The organism is Burkholderia sp. KCJ3K979 (assembly GCF_016759955.1).
Classification (GTDB): Bacteria; Pseudomonadota; Gammaproteobacteria; order Burkholderiales; family Burkholderiaceae; genus Burkholderia; species Burkholderia orbicola.
Window position 1 is genome coordinate 1 of record NZ_JACFYV010000062.1, and the last position, 15,734, is coordinate 15,734.

The 15,734-nt window shown below is 69.4% G+C and carries 13 protein-coding genes and 2 riboswitches; of the genes, 9 read left to right on the forward strand and 4 right to left on the reverse strand.

The window, feature by feature from the left end; all coding sequences use genetic code 11:
- Positions 1–233: 233 nt before the first annotated feature.
- The 7 genes from H3O04_RS15800 (at position 234) to H3O04_RS15830 (ending at position 9,661) form a co-directional block, all read left to right on the forward strand.
- On the forward strand, positions 234–1,286 hold the full coding sequence (locus H3O04_RS15800) for an oxidoreductase (protein WP_202588027.1): 1,053 nt from the start codon (positions 234–236) through the stop codon (positions 1,284–1,286).
- 213 nt (positions 1,287–1,499) lie between these two features.
- Complete coding sequence (locus H3O04_RS15805) at positions 1,500–1,865, forward strand: hypothetical protein (RefSeq protein ID WP_012327637.1); 366 nt, start codon at positions 1,500–1,502, stop codon at positions 1,863–1,865.
- A 114-nt stretch (positions 1,866–1,979) separates the two neighbouring features.
- Positions 1,980–2,082, forward strand: a riboswitch (glycine riboswitch).
- Positions 2,083–2,116: 34 nt separating this feature from the next.
- Positions 2,117–2,250, forward strand: a riboswitch (glycine riboswitch).
- A gap of 83 nt (positions 2,251–2,333) precedes the next feature.
- A complete protein-coding gene (gene gcvT, locus H3O04_RS15810; protein WP_202588028.1) occupies positions 2,334–3,452 on the forward strand; it encodes a glycine cleavage system aminomethyltransferase GcvT in 1,119 nt (372 codons plus the stop codon).
- Positions 3,453–3,578: 126 nt separating this feature from the next.
- A complete protein-coding gene (gene gcvH / locus H3O04_RS15815) occupies positions 3,579–3,959 on the forward strand; it encodes a glycine cleavage system protein GcvH (protein ID WP_027807900.1) in 381 nt (126 codons plus the stop codon).
- Between the two features lie 58 nt (positions 3,960–4,017).
- Complete coding sequence (gene gcvP, locus H3O04_RS15820; protein ID WP_175769306.1) at positions 4,018–6,945, forward strand: aminomethyl-transferring glycine dehydrogenase; 2,928 nt, start codon at positions 4,018–4,020, stop codon at positions 6,943–6,945.
- Positions 6,946–7,099: 154 nt separating this feature from the next.
- A complete protein-coding gene (locus H3O04_RS15825) occupies positions 7,100–8,242 on the forward strand; it encodes an alginate lyase family protein (RefSeq protein ID WP_012327633.1) in 1,143 nt (380 codons plus the stop codon).
- A 30-nt stretch (positions 8,243–8,272) separates the two neighbouring features.
- Entirely contained in the window at positions 8,273–9,661 is a 1,389-nt protein-coding gene (locus H3O04_RS15830; protein ID WP_011546766.1) for an L-serine ammonia-lyase, read from the forward strand.
- 67 nt (positions 9,662–9,728) lie between these two features.
- Here the strand turns inward: H3O04_RS15830 and H3O04_RS15835 are convergent, their stop codons facing one another.
- Together H3O04_RS15835 and vapB are read right to left on the reverse strand one after the other, a co-directional pair.
- Positions 9,729–10,130, reverse strand: coding sequence for a type II toxin-antitoxin system VapC family toxin (locus tag H3O04_RS15835; RefSeq protein WP_012327631.1), 402 nt, complete (start codon positions 10,128–10,130; stop codon positions 9,729–9,731).
- A complete protein-coding gene (gene vapB, locus H3O04_RS15840) occupies positions 10,130–10,366 on the reverse strand; it encodes a type II toxin-antitoxin system VapB family antitoxin (protein ID WP_012327630.1) in 237 nt (78 codons plus the stop codon). The genes H3O04_RS15835 and vapB overlap by 1 nt, the downstream gene beginning before the upstream one ends.
- A 340-nt stretch (positions 10,367–10,706) precedes the next feature.
- Here vapB and H3O04_RS15845 point away from each other — a divergent pair, with 340 nt between their 5' ends.
- Together H3O04_RS15845 and H3O04_RS15850 are read left to right on the forward strand one after the other, a co-directional pair.
- The gene (locus tag H3O04_RS15845; protein WP_202588029.1) at positions 10,707–12,410 is read left to right on the forward strand and encodes a thiamine pyrophosphate-binding protein; all 1,704 of its coding nucleotides are present in this window, start codon (positions 10,707–10,709) and stop codon (positions 12,408–12,410) included.
- The gene (locus H3O04_RS15850) at positions 12,407–13,501 is read left to right on the forward strand and encodes an ADP-heptose--LPS heptosyltransferase (protein WP_202588030.1); all 1,095 of its coding nucleotides are present in this window, start codon (positions 12,407–12,409) and stop codon (positions 13,499–13,501) included. Before H3O04_RS15845 ends, H3O04_RS15850 begins: the two co-directional genes overlap by 4 nt.
- Positions 13,502–13,850: 349 nt before the next feature.
- Here the strand turns inward: H3O04_RS15850 and H3O04_RS15855 are convergent, their stop codons facing one another.
- Entirely contained in the window at positions 13,851–14,867 is a 1,017-nt protein-coding gene (locus tag H3O04_RS15855) for a helix-turn-helix domain-containing protein (RefSeq protein ID WP_027807895.1), read from the reverse strand.
- A 216-nt stretch (positions 14,868–15,083) separates the two neighbouring features.
- On the reverse strand, positions 15,084–15,632 hold the full coding sequence (locus tag H3O04_RS15860; RefSeq protein ID WP_175683647.1) for a hypothetical protein: 549 nt from the start codon (positions 15,630–15,632) through the stop codon (positions 15,084–15,086).
- Between the last annotated feature and the right edge of the window lie 102 nt (positions 15,633–15,734).

A 15,734-nucleotide genomic window follows, 5' to 3' on the forward strand; every position in this document is an offset into this window, starting at 1 on the left:
GGCTTGGGCTTGGGCAGGAGCCGCGAACCGCGAACCGCGAACCAGTCAACCATACCGCGGCACGGCGCACGACCCCGCGCAAAATGCCAGCCTCCTCCGCGCAAGCGCCGCCTCGCTTCGTGCATTTCGCCCGACGCGTCTGTGCAAGCAGCGGCGCCATGCCAAAATAGCCGGTCGTCCTCGCGCCGCTCCGGCGCGCCATCCTTTAGTTTCCTTCGCAGCCAGGAATTGCCATGTCGTCATTGCTCAGGATTGGTTTGATGGGTTTCGGTTTCGCCGGCGCGACCTTCCACGCGCCCGTGATCGCCACGAGCGGCCGCACCGAAGTCGCCGCGATCGCGACGGGTCAGCCCGATCGCGCGCAGGCCGCGTATCCGGGCGCGCGCATCGTCCCCGATCTCGACACGCTGCTCGGCCTCGATGACATCGAATGCGTGGTGATCGCCACGCCGAACGACACCCATTTCACGCTCGCGCGTCAGGTGCTCGAAGCCGGCCGCCACGTGGTCGTCGACAAGCCCGTCACGCTCACCGCCGACGAGGCGCTCGCGCTCGCGCGGCTCGCGAACGCGCGCAGCCGGCTGTTCGCGCCGTTCCACAACCGCCGCTGGGACGGCGATTTCCTCACCGTGCGCCGGATCGTCGAATCGGGCGAGTTGGGCCGCCTCACCTACTTCGCGTCGCACTTCGACCGCTTCCGGCCGACGCCGCGCACGCGCTGGCGCGAGGAGCCGGCCCGCGGCGGCGGCCTGCTCCTCGACCTCGGCCCGCACCTGATCGACCAGGCGCTCGCGCTGTTCGGCACGCCGGAAACGGTGAGCGCCACCGTCAAGACACGCCGCGACAACGGCACGGCGCCCGATTTCGTGCACCTGCTGCTCGGCTATCCGGACAAGGACGTCGCGCTGCATGCGAGCGCGCTGTCGGCGATCGAGCCCGCGCGCTTCACGCTGCACGGCACGCGCGGCAGCTACCAGAAGTTCGGGCTCGACACGCAGGAAGACCAGCTCAAGGCCGGCCTCACCGCGGACGACGTCGAATTCGGCGGCGGCAATCCGCCCGGCCTGCTGCGCGTGCTCGACGGCGACGTCGAGCTCGAGCGTCCGGTGCCGACACTCGACGGTCAGTACGCGGAGTTCTACCGCGCGCTCGCCGCGTCGATCCGCGACGGCGCGCCGTTTCCCGTCACCGTGCAGGACGCGGTCGACGTGATGACGATCATCGAGCTCGCCGCGCAGAGCGAACACGACGGCCGCCGGGTGCCGTTCGTGCGCCGCACGGTCTGACGACCGCCGGCCGGGTCCGTGCCGATCCGGCCACGCTCCGCGCCACGCCGCCAGGCATCGGCACCGGCGGCGCTTGTGTCTACCGCCACGCCGCCCCGCGGCCAAGGCCCCGAACATTCCGTTACAAATGGTGCGGGAACGAAAGTCAGCGGTCGTCCGGTCTGACGCGTTTCTCAAAAAGTCGATTCGACACTTATCCGTCAGGAGAATGTGATGCAACGGTTGATTCGCGCAGCGGCATGCTGCGTCCTGGTTTCCTCGCTCGCGGCCTGTATCGTGCAGCCGCAGCGGCCGGCCCGGCAGGCGCCTCCGCCGTCGCGACCGAACCCGCAGGTCGTCGCGAACGACCGCATGCAGGAGGTCCAGGGCCGGATCGACAATCTGCATCGCCGCATCGACGCCCGTGTGAACGGCGGCTACTACCCGCCGCCCTACGGGGCGCAGCTGCACCACCGTCTCGACGTGATCCGCCAGGAAGCGAACGACATGTCGGCCCAGCACAACGGCGGCCTGTCCGGCGACGAGCAGCGCGTGCTGAACCAGGAACTCGACACGGCCGCGCGCGCGATCGGCGAGTAACGCGCCGGCGCCTGCCGGCGCGCAGAAAAGCGGCGGCGCCGGCCGCCGCCGCTTGTCGCGAAGCGACATTCTTTTGCTCAAATTGACAAGGCCCACCCGCTCGCGTACAGTCGCCCGCACGCGTCGGGAGAGCGTGTGACCGGGTCGTTCCGACACCGGTTGCGCCGCCGAAGGGGCACACCCGCAAACTCTCAGGCAAAAGGACCGACCGCGTCGGGGAACCGCATCCGCGCATTGCGCGGGCCATACTTTCCCCGCACTCTGGAGAGCGGCAGTAGCCCGCAGCGCATTGGCTGCGCGGGCAAGCTGCCCACCGAAGGGGCGCGCGTTCGCCGGGCTTTGCCCGCAGCGCAATCTCTCAGGTATCGAGGACAGAGGGGCATGTACCGGATCGCTCGAGGCTATCAGCCGCGGCGGTCGGCACATGGCCGTTCTGATCCGCGCGCAAGCGCCTTGCCTGAGGCCTCGATGACTGCACTGAATCACACCCCGCTCAACGCCGCGCATCGCGCGCTCAATGCCCGCATGGTCGACTTCGGCGGCTGGGACATGCCCGTCAACTACGGCTCGCAGATCGAAGAACACGCTGCCGTGCGCACCGACGCCGGCATGTTCGACGTGTCGCACATGTGCGTCGTCGATTTCACCGGCAGCCGCGTGCGCGCGTTCTTCGAGCATGCGATCGCGAACCACGTCGGCAAGCTCAAGACGCCCGGCAAGGCGCTCTACTCGTGCCTGCTCAACCCGCAGGGCGGCGTCATCGACGATCTGATCGTCTACTACTTCACCGAAGAATTCTTCCGCGTGGTCGTCAACGCCGGCACCGCCGAGAAAGACATCGCGTGGTTCAACCAGCTGAACGAGCAAGGCGGCTACGGCCTGACGATCGCGCCGCGCCACGATTTCGCGATCGTCGCCGTCCAGGGTCCGAACGCCCGTGAAAAGGTCTGGGCGACGGTGCCGTCCGCCCGCGCCGCCACCAGCGAACTCAAGCCGTTCAACGCCGCGCAGGTCGCCGGCACGCCGTTCGGCGATCTCACCATCGCGCGCACCGGCTACACCGGCGAAGACGGCTTCGAAGTGATCGTCCCGGCCGTGCACGTCGAAGTGCTGTGGAATGCGCTGCAGCAACACGGCGTGCGTCCGTGCGGGCTCGGCGCGCGCGACACGCTGCGCCTCGAGGCCGGCATGAACCTGTACGGCCAGGACATGGACGACACCGTCTCCCCGCTCGACGCGGGCCTCGCGTGGACGGTCGACCTCACCGCGCCGCGCGACTTCGTCGGCCGCGCCGCACTCGAAGCCAACGGCACGCGCGCCGCGTTCGTCGGCCTGATCCTGCAGAAGGAAAACGGCAAGGCGGGCGGCGTGCTGCGCGCGCACCAGAAGGTCGTCACGCCGCACGGCGAAGGCGAGATCACGAGCGGCACGTTCTCGCCGTCGATGCAGGAATCGATCGCGTTCGCGCGCGTGCCGACGGCCGTCCAGGTCGGCGACATCGTCCAGGTGCAAATTCGAGACAAGAATCTTCCCGCGCGCGTGGTAAAACTGCCGTTCGTGCGCAACGGCAAGGTCCTCGCTGCGTAACGACCGGAAGGCGGCCGCAGGGCCGCCTTCCGGCAAGCCGGGAGATGGCGCCCGGCGCAACCCTATTCGGCGTGCCATGGCGGCGCGCCAGCAGAACGAACACACCCTTTTATCCAGGAGCATCCGATGAGCAACGTCCCGGCCGATCTGAAGTACACCGACGAACATGAGTGGATCCGCACCGAGGCGGACGGCACGCTGACGGTCGGCATCACCGATCACGCGCAAAGCACGCTCGGCGACATCGTCTTCCTCGAGCTGCCCGAAGTCGGCAAGTCGGTGAACGCGGGCGACGCCGTCGGCGTCGTCGAATCGGTGAAGGCGGCATCCGACATCTACTCGCCGGTGTCCGGCGAGATCGTCGCCATCAACGAAGCCGCCACCGATGCGCCGGAAGAAGTGAACGGCGACGCATACGGCGTGTGGCTCTTCAAGATCAAGCTCGCGGCCGGCGCATCGACCGACAAGCTGATCGACGCCGACGCCTACAGCAAGCTGATCGACTAATTTCCCTACCCGAACCGCGCGGCGCCGCCCTCGGCCCGCGCGGGACCAGAGTCACGCCATGAAGCTCGAACACCCGGACCGCCTGATGAACCGCACGCCCCTCTCGCTCGCCGCGCTCGAAACGCATGACGCGTTCGCCGAACGCCACATCGGCCCCGACGCCGCCAGCCAGCAGGCCATGCTCGACACGCTCGGCTTCGCGTCGCGCGCCGCCCTGATCGACGCCGTGATCCCGGCCTCGATCCGCCGCGCCGAAACGCTGCCGCTCGGCCCGTTCGCGCAGCCGAAGAGCGAGGCCGAAGCCCTCGCCGCGCTGCGTGCGCTCGCGGACAAGAACCAGGTGTTCCGCTCGTATATCGGCCAGGGTTATCACGACACGCATACGCCGGCCGTGATCCTGCGCAACGTGCTCGAAAACCCGGCGTGGTACACGGCCTACACGCCGTACCAGCCCGAAATTTCCCAGGGCCGCCTCGAGGCGCTCCTGAACTTCCAGCAGATGGTGGCCGATCTCACGGGCCTCGCGATCTCGAACGCGTCGCTGCTGGATGAAGCGACGGCTGCGGCCGAAGCGATGACGCTGCTGCAACGCACCGGCAAGCCGAAGTCGAACGTGTTCTACGTGGCCGACGACGTGCTGCCGCAAACGCTCGAAGTGATCCGCACGCGTGCGCTGCCGATCGGCATCGAGGTCAAGACGGGCCCGGCCGCCGACGCCGCGCAGGCGAACGCGTTCGGCGTGCTGCTGCAGTACCCGGGCGTGAACGGCGACGTGCGCGACTACCGCGCGCTCACCGACGCGATCCACGCGGCCGGCGGCCACGTGGTCGTCGCGGCCGACCTGCTCGCGCTCACCGTGCTGACGCCGCCCGGCGAATGGGGCGCGGACGTCGCGATCGGCAACACGCAGCGCTTCGGCGTGCCGATGGGCTTCGGCGGCCCGCACGCCGCCTACCTGGCCGTGCGTGACGAATTCAAGCGCCAGATGCCGGGCCGCCTCGTCGGCGTAACGGTCGACGCGCAGGGCAAGCCCGCGCTGCGCCTCGCGCTGCAGACGCGCGAACAGCACATCCGCCGCGAGAAGGCCACGTCGAACGTGTGTACCGCGCAGGCGCTGCTCGCGATCATGGCCAGCATGTACGCGGTCTACCACGGCCCGCACGGCCTGAAGACGATCGCGCTGCGCGTGAACCGCATCGCGGCGCTGCTCGCGGCCGGCGTGAAACAGCTCGGCTTCGCGACCGTCAACGACACGTTCTTCGACACGCTGACGATCGACACCGGCGCGCGCACCGCGCAGGTCCACGAATTCGCGAAGGCGAAGCGCATTAACCTGCGCCGCGTGAGCGACACGCAAGTCGGCGTATCGGTCGACGAAACGACGACGCGCGACGACCTCGCCGATCTGCTCGACGTGTTCGCGCAAGCCGCGGGCGGCACCGCGCCGGCCGTCGATGCGCTGGACGCGGGTCTCGCCGGCGTCGCCGCGCTGCCGGCCGGCCTCGAACGCACGAGCGCATACCTGACGCACCACGTGTTCAACCGCCACCATTCCGAAACCGAAATGCTGCGCTACCTGCGCAGCCTGTCGGACAAGGATCTCGCGCTCGACCGCTCGATGATCCCGCTCGGCTCGTGCACGATGAAGCTCAACGCGACCTCGGAAATGCTGCCCGTCACGTGGCCCGAGTTCGGCGGCATCCATCCGTTCGCGCCGGCCGAGCAGACCGTCGGCTACCGCGAGATGATCGATCAGCTTGAGGAAATGCTCGTCGCGGCCACCGGCTACGCGGCCGTGTCGCTGCAGCCGAACGCCGGCTCGCAGGGCGAGTACGCGGGTCTGCTGATCATCCACGCGTACCACGCATCGCGCGGCGAAGGCCATCGCGACGTGTGCCTGATCCCGGCGTCCGCGCACGGCACGAACCCGGCGTCCGCACACATGGCCGGCATGAAGGTCGTGGTCGTCGCCTGCGACGCGCAGGGCAACGTCGACATCGCCGACCTGAAGGCGAAGGCCGAGCAGCATTCGGCGAACCTCGCGGCGATCATGATCACGTATCCGTCGACGCACGGCGTGTTCGAGCAGAACGTCCGCGAGATCTGCGAGATCGTCCATGCGCACGGCGGCCAGGTGTACGTCGACGGCGCGAACATGAACGCGATGGTCGGCCTGACCGCGCCGGGCCAGTTCGGCGGCGACGTGTCGCACCTGAACCTGCACAAGACCTTCTGCATCCCGCACGGCGGCGGCGGCCCGGGCGTCGGCCCGGTCGCGGTCGGCGCGCACCTCGCGAAGTTCCTGCCGAACCAGCGCTCGACCGGCTACGCCCGCGCGGAAGACGGCATCGGCGCGGTGTCGGCCGCGCCGTACGGCTCCGCGTCGATCCTGCCGATCTCGTGGATGTACATCGCGATGATGGGCGCGAAGAACCTGACCGCCGCGACCGAAACCGCGATCCTCAACGCGAACTACATCGCGAAGCGCCTCGCGCCGCACTATCCGGTGCTGTATTCGGGCCCGGGCGGGCTGGTCGCGCACGAGTGCATTCTCGACCTGCGTCCGATCAAGGAATCGAGCGGCATCAGCGTCGACGACGTCGCGAAGCGCCTGATGGACTACGGCTTCCACGCGCCGACGATGAGCTTCCCGGTGCCGGGCACGCTGATGGTCGAGCCGACCGAATCGGAATCGCAGGAAGAACTCGACCGCTTCATCGCCGCGATGATCGCGATCCGCGAGGAAATCCGCGCGGTCGAGGAAGGCCGCGCCGATCGCGAGGACAACCCGCTGCGTCACGCGCCGCACACGGCGGCCGTCGTCACCGCGAACGAATGGCCGCACGCGTACTCGCGCGAGCAGGCCGCGTACCCGGTCGCGTCGCTCGGCACGAACAAGTACTGGCCGCCGGTCGGCCGTGCGGACAACGCGTACGGCGACCGCAACCTGTTCTGCTCGTGCGTGCCGATGTCGGACTACGCATAACACCCGTCTCGCACCGGAGCGTCCGACCGTGAACCCACCGCACGCAGCCATCGGTTGCGTGCGGTTTTTACGTTCGCCGCCCGGCCAACCGTTTCACGCTCGCCCGCCAATCCGGCTAACATCACACGCGATCCAGCCAATGAAGGAGTTCCGCATGGTGCGTCCGATGTTTCCGGGCCATGGTGCAACAGCGCGGCGGCCGCGCCCCCGCGCAGGCCGCTACGTGCCGATGCTCGTCGCAGCGCTGTCGCTGGCCGCCGCCGGCCTCGGCGTGTCCGGCAGTGCGCGCGCGGCGATGAATTTCTGCGCGGCGCCGGCGCTGCAGGCGAGCGAGACGACGCAGGCCGAGCCGGGCGTGCAGGCGCTGATCCGCAGCGTCGACGCGCGCATCGGCGAGCAGCCGAAGGCGATGGCGCGCGTGCACACCGAGGGCACGCTGCCGCACGAAGGCATCTATGACCAGAGTGCGGCCGCGCTCAAGGACATGGACCTGATGCGCGATGCGGCGCTCGCGTGGCGCGTGACGAACGCGCCGCGCTACCTGCAGCTCGTCGACCGCTTCCTGTCCGCGTGGGTCTCGACCTACCAGCCGAGCTTCAACCCGATCGACGAGACGCGCTTCGAGAGCCTGATCGTCGCGTACGACATGACCGCGAGCGCGCTGCCGGTGAAGACGCGCAACGCGACGGCCGCGTTCATCGCGAAGCTCGGCGCCGGCTATGTCGCGCAGGTCGACGCGCAGAAGCGTCCGCTCACCGGCACCTGGCGCAACAACTGGCAGAGCCACCGGATCAAGCTGATCGCGCTGTCCGCGTTCACGCTCGGCGACCGCAAGATGATGAACGCCGCACAGCGGCTGTTCGTCGAGCATCTCGCCGACAACATCGGCCCGGACGGCAAGACCTGGGATTTCGAGGAACGCGATGCGCTGCATTACGCGGTCTACGATCTGCAGCCGCTGGTGACGGCCGCGCTCGCCGCGCGCCGCTTCAACCGCAACTGGCTGCGCGAGCGCGGTGCGAACGGCGCGACGCTCGCGGCCGCGCTCGACTGGCTCGTGCCGTATGCGCTCGGCGAGAAGACGCACGAGGAGTTCGTGAATTCGCCGGTGCCGTTCGACGCGAAGCGCCGCGAGGCCGGCTTGCCGGGCTACACGGGGCAGTGGGACCCGAAAAACGCCACCGAACTCTTTCATCTGGCCGCGCGGCTCGACGGGCGCTATGCCCGCGTCGCGCAGCAGCTTTCCCCAACGCCGCCCGCATGGCTCGCCGCGTGCCTGCCATTGCAGGCGCGCTAGCATCATTCTTATCGCAAGGCAGGTATCGAAATGGCAGTCAGCGTGTTTGACCTTTTCAAGATCGGCATCGGTCCGTCCAGTTCGCACACGGTCGGACCGATGCGCGCCGCGCTGATGTTCGTCCAGGGCCTCGAGCGCGACGGGTTGCTCGACGCGACGGCCCACGTCAAGGTCGAGCTGTACGGCTCGCTCGGCGCCACCGGCAAGGGCCACGGCACCGACCGCGGCGTGATGCTCGGCCTGCTCGGCGACGCGCCCGACACCGTCGATCCCGACACGATCGACGCGCGGCTGGAAGACATCCGCAAGACGAAGCAGCTCGCGCTGCTCGGCACGCATCCGGTGCCGTTCGTGCTGAAGGAGAACATCGCGTTCTACCGCCAGGCGCTGCCCGAACATCCGAACGGGATGAAGCTGCGCGCGAGCGACGCGAACGGCGCGGTGCTGGTCGAGCGCACCTATCTGTCGGTCGGCGGCGGCTTCGTCGTGACGGCCGGCGCGCCGAACACCAAGGTGCTGAGCGCGGCCGAGCAGATGACGCATCCGTTCCGCACCGGCGCGGAACTGCTGGCGCTGACCGCGTCGACCGGCAAGTCGATCGCGCAGCTGATGTGGGAAAACGAACGCGCGTGGCACACCGAGGAAGAAACGCGCGACGGGCTGCTGAAGATCTGGGCCGTGATGCAGTCGTGCGTATCGCGCGGCTGCGGGATCGGCAACCCGGAAGCCGAAGGCAACCTGCCCGGCCCGTTCCAGGTCAAGCGCCGCGCGCCGCAGCTGTACCGCACGCTGACGGGCAGCCCGGAGCGCGCGCTGCAGGACCCGCTGTCGATGATCGACTGGATCAACCTGTACGCGATCGCGGTCAACGAGGAAAACGCGGCCGGCGGCCGCGTCGTCACCGCGCCGACCAACGGCGCGGCAGGCATCATCCCGGCGGTGCTGCATTACTACACGCGCTTCACGCCCGGCGCGAACGAACAGGGCGTGATCGACTTCCTGCTGACGGCCGCCGCGATCGGCATCCTGTACAAGCTCAACGCGTCGATCTCGGGCGCGGAAGTCGGCTGCCAGGGTGAAGTAGGCGTCGCGTGCTCGATGGCGGCCGGCGCGCTCGCGGCCGTGCTCGGCGGCACGCCGCAGCAGGTCGAGAACGCGGCCGAGATCGGGATGGAACACAACCTCGGCCTGACCTGCGACCCGGTGGGCGGGATGGTGCAGATCCCGTGCATCGAGCGCAACGCGATGGCGTCGGTGAAGGCCGTCAACGCGGCCCGCATGGCGCTGCGCGGCGACGGCTCGCACTACGTGTCGCTCGACTCCGTGATCAAGACGATGCGCGAGACCGGCGCCGACATGAAGACCAAGTACAAGGAAACGTCGCGCGGCGGGCTGGCGGTGAATATCGTCGAGTGCTGATGCGGGATCCGGCGGTGGCGCGCGGTGGATCGATACCCCGCATTGCCGCCGGACCTGGCGCCCGACGCTAGTCGTTCAACCAGTTCTCAAGTCTCACGCCCGGATAACTCGCGAAATCCCGCTCGTTGTTGGTCACCAGGACGACATCGAGCGACACCGCATGCGCGGCGATCAATTTGTCGAGGTGATCCTTCTTCCGCTCGCGGGTTGCGTCGCGCACCGGGCCATACGCTTGGGCTGCCGCGGCGTCGAAAGGCGCGACGGGAATATCCTCGATCAATGCGGCGAGATGGCGGCGCTCCCGGGCGGGGCTCGTGCATGCGGTCACGCCGTACTCGAGCTCCGCATAGGTGATCGCCGACATGACGACGTCGCCCGTGTAGCACTGCGCAAACCGTCTCGCGACCTGCTCCGGCTGATTTTTCATCAAATAGATGCACATGTTGGTGTCGAGCATGAAGCGCGGCATCACAAACCCTCGCGTTCGGCCTGCTCGTGGTCGCCACGCCCTTCTGTCATGAAGTCAGGCCCGAATTTCGCGAACTTCTCCAGTACCTGAGTCAAAGGCCGCCGCATCGGCCGAATGCGGATTTCGTCACCGACGCGCTCGATTTCCAGTTCGATATCGCTGCGCTCATAGGCAAGGTCCGCAGGAATTCGCACGGCCTGCGAGTTGCCGTTCCTGAATACCCTCGTGGTATGCATGTCGATTTCCGTCCGGATGTACTCCGTATGTACATTATCCGATGCGGGCCGAGATGTAAATCCATGTGTGTACATAAGCCTCCCGATGACGTTTCGCTCGACGCGTCAGCATCAATGCCGCCGCAGAACGCCGACATGCCGGATTCAGCGCCCGGCTCAAATCCGTAGCGCCCACTTTCCGCCGTCACGCAAGCGGGCACAAGCTGGCCGAATGGCCAACCGAAGCCAGCACGCAATCCCCGACCCGCCCAGCGTTCCGACACTTTTCGCCGGCCGCCGTACCAGCCCGCGGCCAACCGGCGTAAGCTGTACGTCCCGCTACCCAGGGAGACGGCAGCCCATGTCGCATTCCAAGGATCTCGAGCCGCACGCCACCACCGGTGCGCGACTGCTCGTCGATGCGTTGCTCGCCAATCACGTCGAACGCGTGTTCTGCGTGCCGGGCGAGAGCTTCCTCGCCGTGCTCGATGCGCTGGCGGACGACACCGCCCGCATCCAGACGGTCGTCTGCCGCCACGAGGCGGCCGCCGCGAACATGGCCGAAGCGGTCGGCAAGCTGACCGGCCGCCCCGGCATCGCGTTCGTCACGCGCGGGCCCGGCGCGACCCATGCGTCGATCGGTGTGCACACCGCGTTCCAGGATTCGACGCCGATGATCCTGTTCGTCGGCCAGTGCGCACGCGAACACCTCGATCGCGAAGCCTTCCAGGAAATCGACTACCGCCGGATGTTCGGCCAGATGGCCAAATGGGTCGCGCAGATCGACGACCCGCACCGCATCCCCGAATACCTGAGCCACGCGTTCCACGTCGCGACGTCCGGCCGGCCCGGCCCGGTCGTCCTCGCGCTGCCGGAGGACGTGCTGTCCGACGCGTGCGCGCCGCAGCCCGTCGTGCCGGCCGCGAAACGCGTCGCGGCCGCGCCGTCGGCCGCGCAGATCGACGAATTGCGCGAGCGGCTCGCGCGCGCGGAACGGCCGTTCGCGATCGTCGGCGGCAGCGGCTGGACGCCGGACGCCTGCGCGAACCTGCGCACCTTCGTCGAACGCTGGCAATTGCCGGTCGCGTGCGCGTTCCGCTTCCAGGACACGATCGACAACGCGCACCCGAACTACGCGGGCGACGTCGGGCTCGGGATCAACCCCGCGCTCGCGAAACGCATCCGCGACGCCGACCTGCTGCTCGTGATCGGGCCCCGCCTCGGCGAAGCGACGACCGGCGGCTACACGCTGCTCGATATCCCGAAAACGCGCCAGACGTTGATCCACGTGCATCAGGGCGCGGACGAACTCGGCCGCGTGTACGCGGCCGACCTGCCGATCGTGTCGGGCATGCCCGAGATCGCCGCGCCGCTGGCCGCGCTCGAACCGCCCGAGCGGCCTGCGTGGGCCGGCGCGGCCGCCGACGCGCACCGCGCGTACCGCGAATGGCATGCGCCGCTGCCGATGCCCGGCGACGTGCAGCTCGGCGACGTGATGGTGCAGTTGCGCGAGCGCCTGCCGCACAACGCGATCCTGACCAACGGCGCGGGCAACTACGCGATCTGGCTGCATCGCCACTTCGCGTACCGGCACTTCCGTTCGCAGCTTGCGCCGACGAGCGGCGCGATGGGCTACGGGCTGCCGGCCGCGCTCGCCGCGAAGTCGCTATATCCGCAGCGCGCGGTTGTCGCGCTCGCGGGCGACGGCTGCTTCATGATGGCCGGCAACGAGCTTGCGACCGCGATGCAATACGGGCTGAACATCGTCGCGATCGTCGTCAACAACGGCCATTTCGGCACGATCCGCATGCATCAGGAGCGCAACTACCCGGGCCGCGTGCACGGCACAGGGCTCACGAATCCCGATTTCGCCGCGTATGCGCGTGCGTTCGGCGCGCATGGCGAGACGGTCGAGCGCACTGCCGATTTCGCGCCGGCGCTCGAACGCGCGCTGACCTGCGGATTGCCCGCGGTGATCGAGATCCGCATCCCGCAGGACGCGAGCACGCCGGCCGCGACGCTCGAACAGATCCGCGAGCAGGGCCGCCGCGCGCGCGGCGCATGACGGTGGCCAGGCATATCGCACCGCCCGTCGCCGCGCTGTCGCACGACGACGCGCTGGCGTACCCCGGCACGCTGCTCGCGCCCGACGGCACGCTCGTCGCGCCGTACGACCTCGAGCATGGCGACGAGCGGGCCGAAAGCCATGCGGCGGCCGCGCCCGCGCTCGGCCTGCTGCACGCCGCGCACCGGCCGTTCCGGCTCGATTACAGTGAGGCGCGGCACGTACACGTGATCAACGGGATGGGGGTCACGCTCGGCGATTCGGTGATCGGGCTGACGGCCCTCGCCGCGCTGCGAGCGGCCCATGCGGACGTACGCTTCACGCTGTACCGGCCGGCGCGCGCGCCGCGCTATGTCGACGCGCTGTATGCGCTCGCGGCCGACGTCGTCGCACCGTCGCGCGCGCTGCCGTGCCCCGCCGACGCGCTGCCCGCCGATGCGCACTGCATCGACGTCGGCAATCACCTGTACTGGCCCGCGTTCGCGCGGCTGCCGATGATCGATTTCTTCCTCGACGCGCTCGGCGTCGATCCGGCCGCCGTGCCGGCCGCCGCGAAGCGCAATCGCTGGCTCGCGCGGCTGCCGCTGCCCGCACTGCCGGCTGAATGGCAGCGGCCCTACGTGCTGTTCTGCCCGAATGCGAGCACCGCGGTGCGCAGCGTGCCGCCCGCGTTGTGCGTCGCGTTCGTGGAACGGCTCGCGCAGCGGTATGGGTTGCCGGTGGTGGGATTCGGCCCGCTCGCGCATCCCGCTTACGTGGATGTGAGCGGCGACGCGACCGACACCGCGCGCTTCATCGCGTGGATCAAGGGCGCGAGCGTGCTGTTCGCGCCGGACACGGCGGCCCTGCATCTCGCCGACGGTTTCGACGTGCCGACGCTCGCGTGCTTCACGACGATCGGGCCGGCGCTGCGCGTGCGCGACTATCCGCATTGCGTGCCGGTCGCGCTCGACGTGCCGGCTGAATTGCACGGGCTGCATCGCAGCGAGCGACCGGATGATCTGGCGGCGGTCGAAGCCGCTTACCGCGCCATCGACTGGGACGCGCTGGCGTGGCCCGCGGCGCGCGACGTGGCAGCGCCGGCCATCTGAGCGAAGCGGGCGCAGCGGCGAGCGGAACGATCAAGCCGGCAGCGACACGCGCACAGCGCCAGCCCCGGCGCGATCGTCGCGTCGGCTTACCTCGGCAAGCTACCGCCAGCCCCTGAGCAATGCCGGCGCAGCGGCGAGTGGAACGACCGAACCGGCAGCCGTACACGCACGGCATGAGCACCGCGCGGAGGCCGCTTCGGCGGCCGACTGACCCCGCCAGGCTCGCCTAGCCACCTGGGCGAAACCGGCGCGACGGCGAGCGGAAGGGTCGAACCGTCAGCAGCGCGCCCCCGGCGCCGGCACCACCGCAAACGCCGCACCACCCGCCCGGCTTACCCCGCCAAGCCCCTCACGCGCGATCGCGCAGCGTCTCCGACGGCCGCTTGCCGAACAGGCGCCGGTAATCCGTCGCGAACTGGCTGAGATGCCAGAAGCCCCACGCCTCCGCGACGTCCTGCACCGAACCGGCCGCGCGCCCGCACAGGTCGCGCCGCGCGCCGTTCAGCCGCAGCGTGCGCAGGTAGGTCGCGGGCGCCATCCCGAGCACGTCCTGGAAGCAGTACTGCAGCGTGCGCCGGCTCACGTGCAACTGCTCGCACAGCTCGGGCACGCCGACCGGGCGCGTGCGATGCGCGAGCACGTAGTCGCGCGCCTGGTCGACGATCCAGCGGCGCGTCGACGGCGCGGCGCCGCTGCCGTCGTCGGCCGGTTGCGCGCACGCATCGAACAGCGCGGCCAGCACTTCGGCCTGCAGGTCGTCGCGCTGCGCATCGGGCAACGGGCCGGCCATCGCCACCGCGCCGTCGAGCCGGCGCCCGAGCAGCGCACACAGGCGCGCGAGCCGCGCGTCGCCGACCTGCATCACGCGCTGCGTGAACAGCCGCTCGTCGAGCGCGCGGCGCTCGACTTCCTCCGCATAGCGGCGCAGCACGTCGCCGCGCACGACGACGCCGTAGATCGAGAACTGCGCGGGCGTCACGAGTTCGAATTCGACGTTGCCGGGGCGGAACGCGAGCGCGCCGGGGCCGATGCGGCACGCATCGACGCGCGCCGAGCCGTCGCACACCAGCGGGATGCCGAACCAGTACGCATCGCCGCGCACCTCGCACGCCTGGCGCAGCAGATGGCTGGTCGATTCGCGAAACAGCTTCATCGTGTCGAGCGGCAGCTCGGTCAGCGTGCCGACGAAGCGGCCGGCCGCGAGCTGGTCGTAGGTCTGCCGCCAGCCGATCAGGTTGCGCGCCTGCTCGTCCGCATCGTGCGCGACGCTGACGACAGCCTGCCCGGCGAACGCGTCGTCGCCCTGCGCGCTGCGCCGCGTGTCTTCGGCGGTCGGCTCCGCCGTACACGCCACATGTTGATTCATCGTGTCCTCCCTCACCTGCGCGGAACCGTGCGTATCCATCACGCAAGTCCCGTGCCGAACCGCATGGCCCGGCGGGCAGCCCGCCATTGCACGCTGTCCGGCCGATGCGCGCCATGCGGGCGCACCCGAAGGCGGCATGCCGCGCACGCCGCCGGTGCGATCCGCGCGGCGACCGCGCATGCGCGCCGCCGCCCAGGCGCGGTCACCAGCTACCGCCTACCGGGCCGGCTTCAGCCGCACGACCCGCGTCCCGCAATTGCCGTATGCCTGCGCGATCGCCAGCTCGACGATCGCGCTGCCCGCCTCCCACGGCGCCGCGTCCGCTTCCGGCAGATCGGCGCGCAGCGTGGCGCGACCGTTGATCCGGTAGCGCAGGCCGCGCACGAAATCGACGAACAGCAATCCGACCCCGATGCCGTCGCAGGCCGCCGCATCGATCCGCCCACCGTCGCCGTCATGCGCGGCGGGCAGCGCAAACCGCAGCGTCTTCGTATCAATCACGCGCACGACGGGCAGCAGATCGCCGTTCGCGTCGCGCCGGCTCTGCACGATGTCGCAGGTCATCGACGCACCGGCGCCGCATGCCGCGCCGACGAACATGAACGGCTGTGATTCGACGAACTGCCGTACGCCGAGGCTCAGCCGCGTCGTGACGGCATCGCTCATCCGCTCGGCTTCGTCGGCGACACCGAAGCGGTGTTGCGCGTCGAGTTCGCCCGGATGGAAGACCGGGTGGCGGGGAAAGGATCGGGGCAGTTCTGCCATGCTGGTTGTCGTTGTCGCACGCATTGGCGCACCGTGCCGCCGCGCATGCGCGACGGCCGGCAGCGTTGCCGGCGCCGGCCGCACAACGAAGCGCAACCGGCG

Excerpts from the sequence above, each read along its gene's own strand:
- H3O04_RS15800 (WP_202588027.1), top strand. The coding sequence starts at position 234 with ATGTCGTCATTGCTCAGGATTGGTTTGATGGGTTTCGGTTTCGCCGGC.
- H3O04_RS15805 (WP_012327637.1), top strand. The coding sequence starts at position 1,500 with ATGCAACGGTTGATTCGCGCAGCGGCATGCTGCGTCCTGGTTTCCTCG.
- gcvT (WP_202588028.1), top strand. The coding sequence starts at position 2,334 with ATGACTGCACTGAATCACACCCCGCTCAACGCCGCGCATCGCGCGCTC.
- gcvH (WP_027807900.1), top strand. The coding sequence starts at position 3,579 with ATGAGCAACGTCCCGGCCGATCTGAAGTACACCGACGAACATGAGTGG.
- gcvP (WP_175769306.1), top strand. The coding sequence starts at position 4,018 with ATGAAGCTCGAACACCCGGACCGCCTGATGAACCGCACGCCCCTCTCG.
- H3O04_RS15825 (WP_012327633.1), top strand. The coding sequence starts at position 7,100 with ATGGTGCGTCCGATGTTTCCGGGCCATGGTGCAACAGCGCGGCGGCCG.
- H3O04_RS15830 (WP_011546766.1), top strand. The coding sequence starts at position 8,273 with ATGGCAGTCAGCGTGTTTGACCTTTTCAAGATCGGCATCGGTCCGTCC.
- H3O04_RS15835 (WP_012327631.1), bottom strand. The coding sequence starts at position 10,130 with ATGCCGCGCTTCATGCTCGACACCAACATGTGCATCTATTTGATGAAA.
- vapB (WP_012327630.1), bottom strand. The coding sequence starts at position 10,366 with ATGCATACCACGAGGGTATTCAGGAACGGCAACTCGCAGGCCGTGCGA.
- H3O04_RS15845 (WP_202588029.1), top strand. The coding sequence starts at position 10,707 with ATGTCGCATTCCAAGGATCTCGAGCCGCACGCCACCACCGGTGCGCGA.
- H3O04_RS15850 (WP_202588030.1), top strand. The coding sequence starts at position 12,407 with ATGACGGTGGCCAGGCATATCGCACCGCCCGTCGCCGCGCTGTCGCAC.
- H3O04_RS15855 (WP_027807895.1), bottom strand. The coding sequence starts at position 14,867 with ATGAATCAACATGTGGCGTGTACGGCGGAGCCGACCGCCGAAGACACG.
- H3O04_RS15860 (WP_175683647.1), bottom strand. The coding sequence starts at position 15,632 with ATGGCAGAACTGCCCCGATCCTTTCCCCGCCACCCGGTCTTCCATCCG.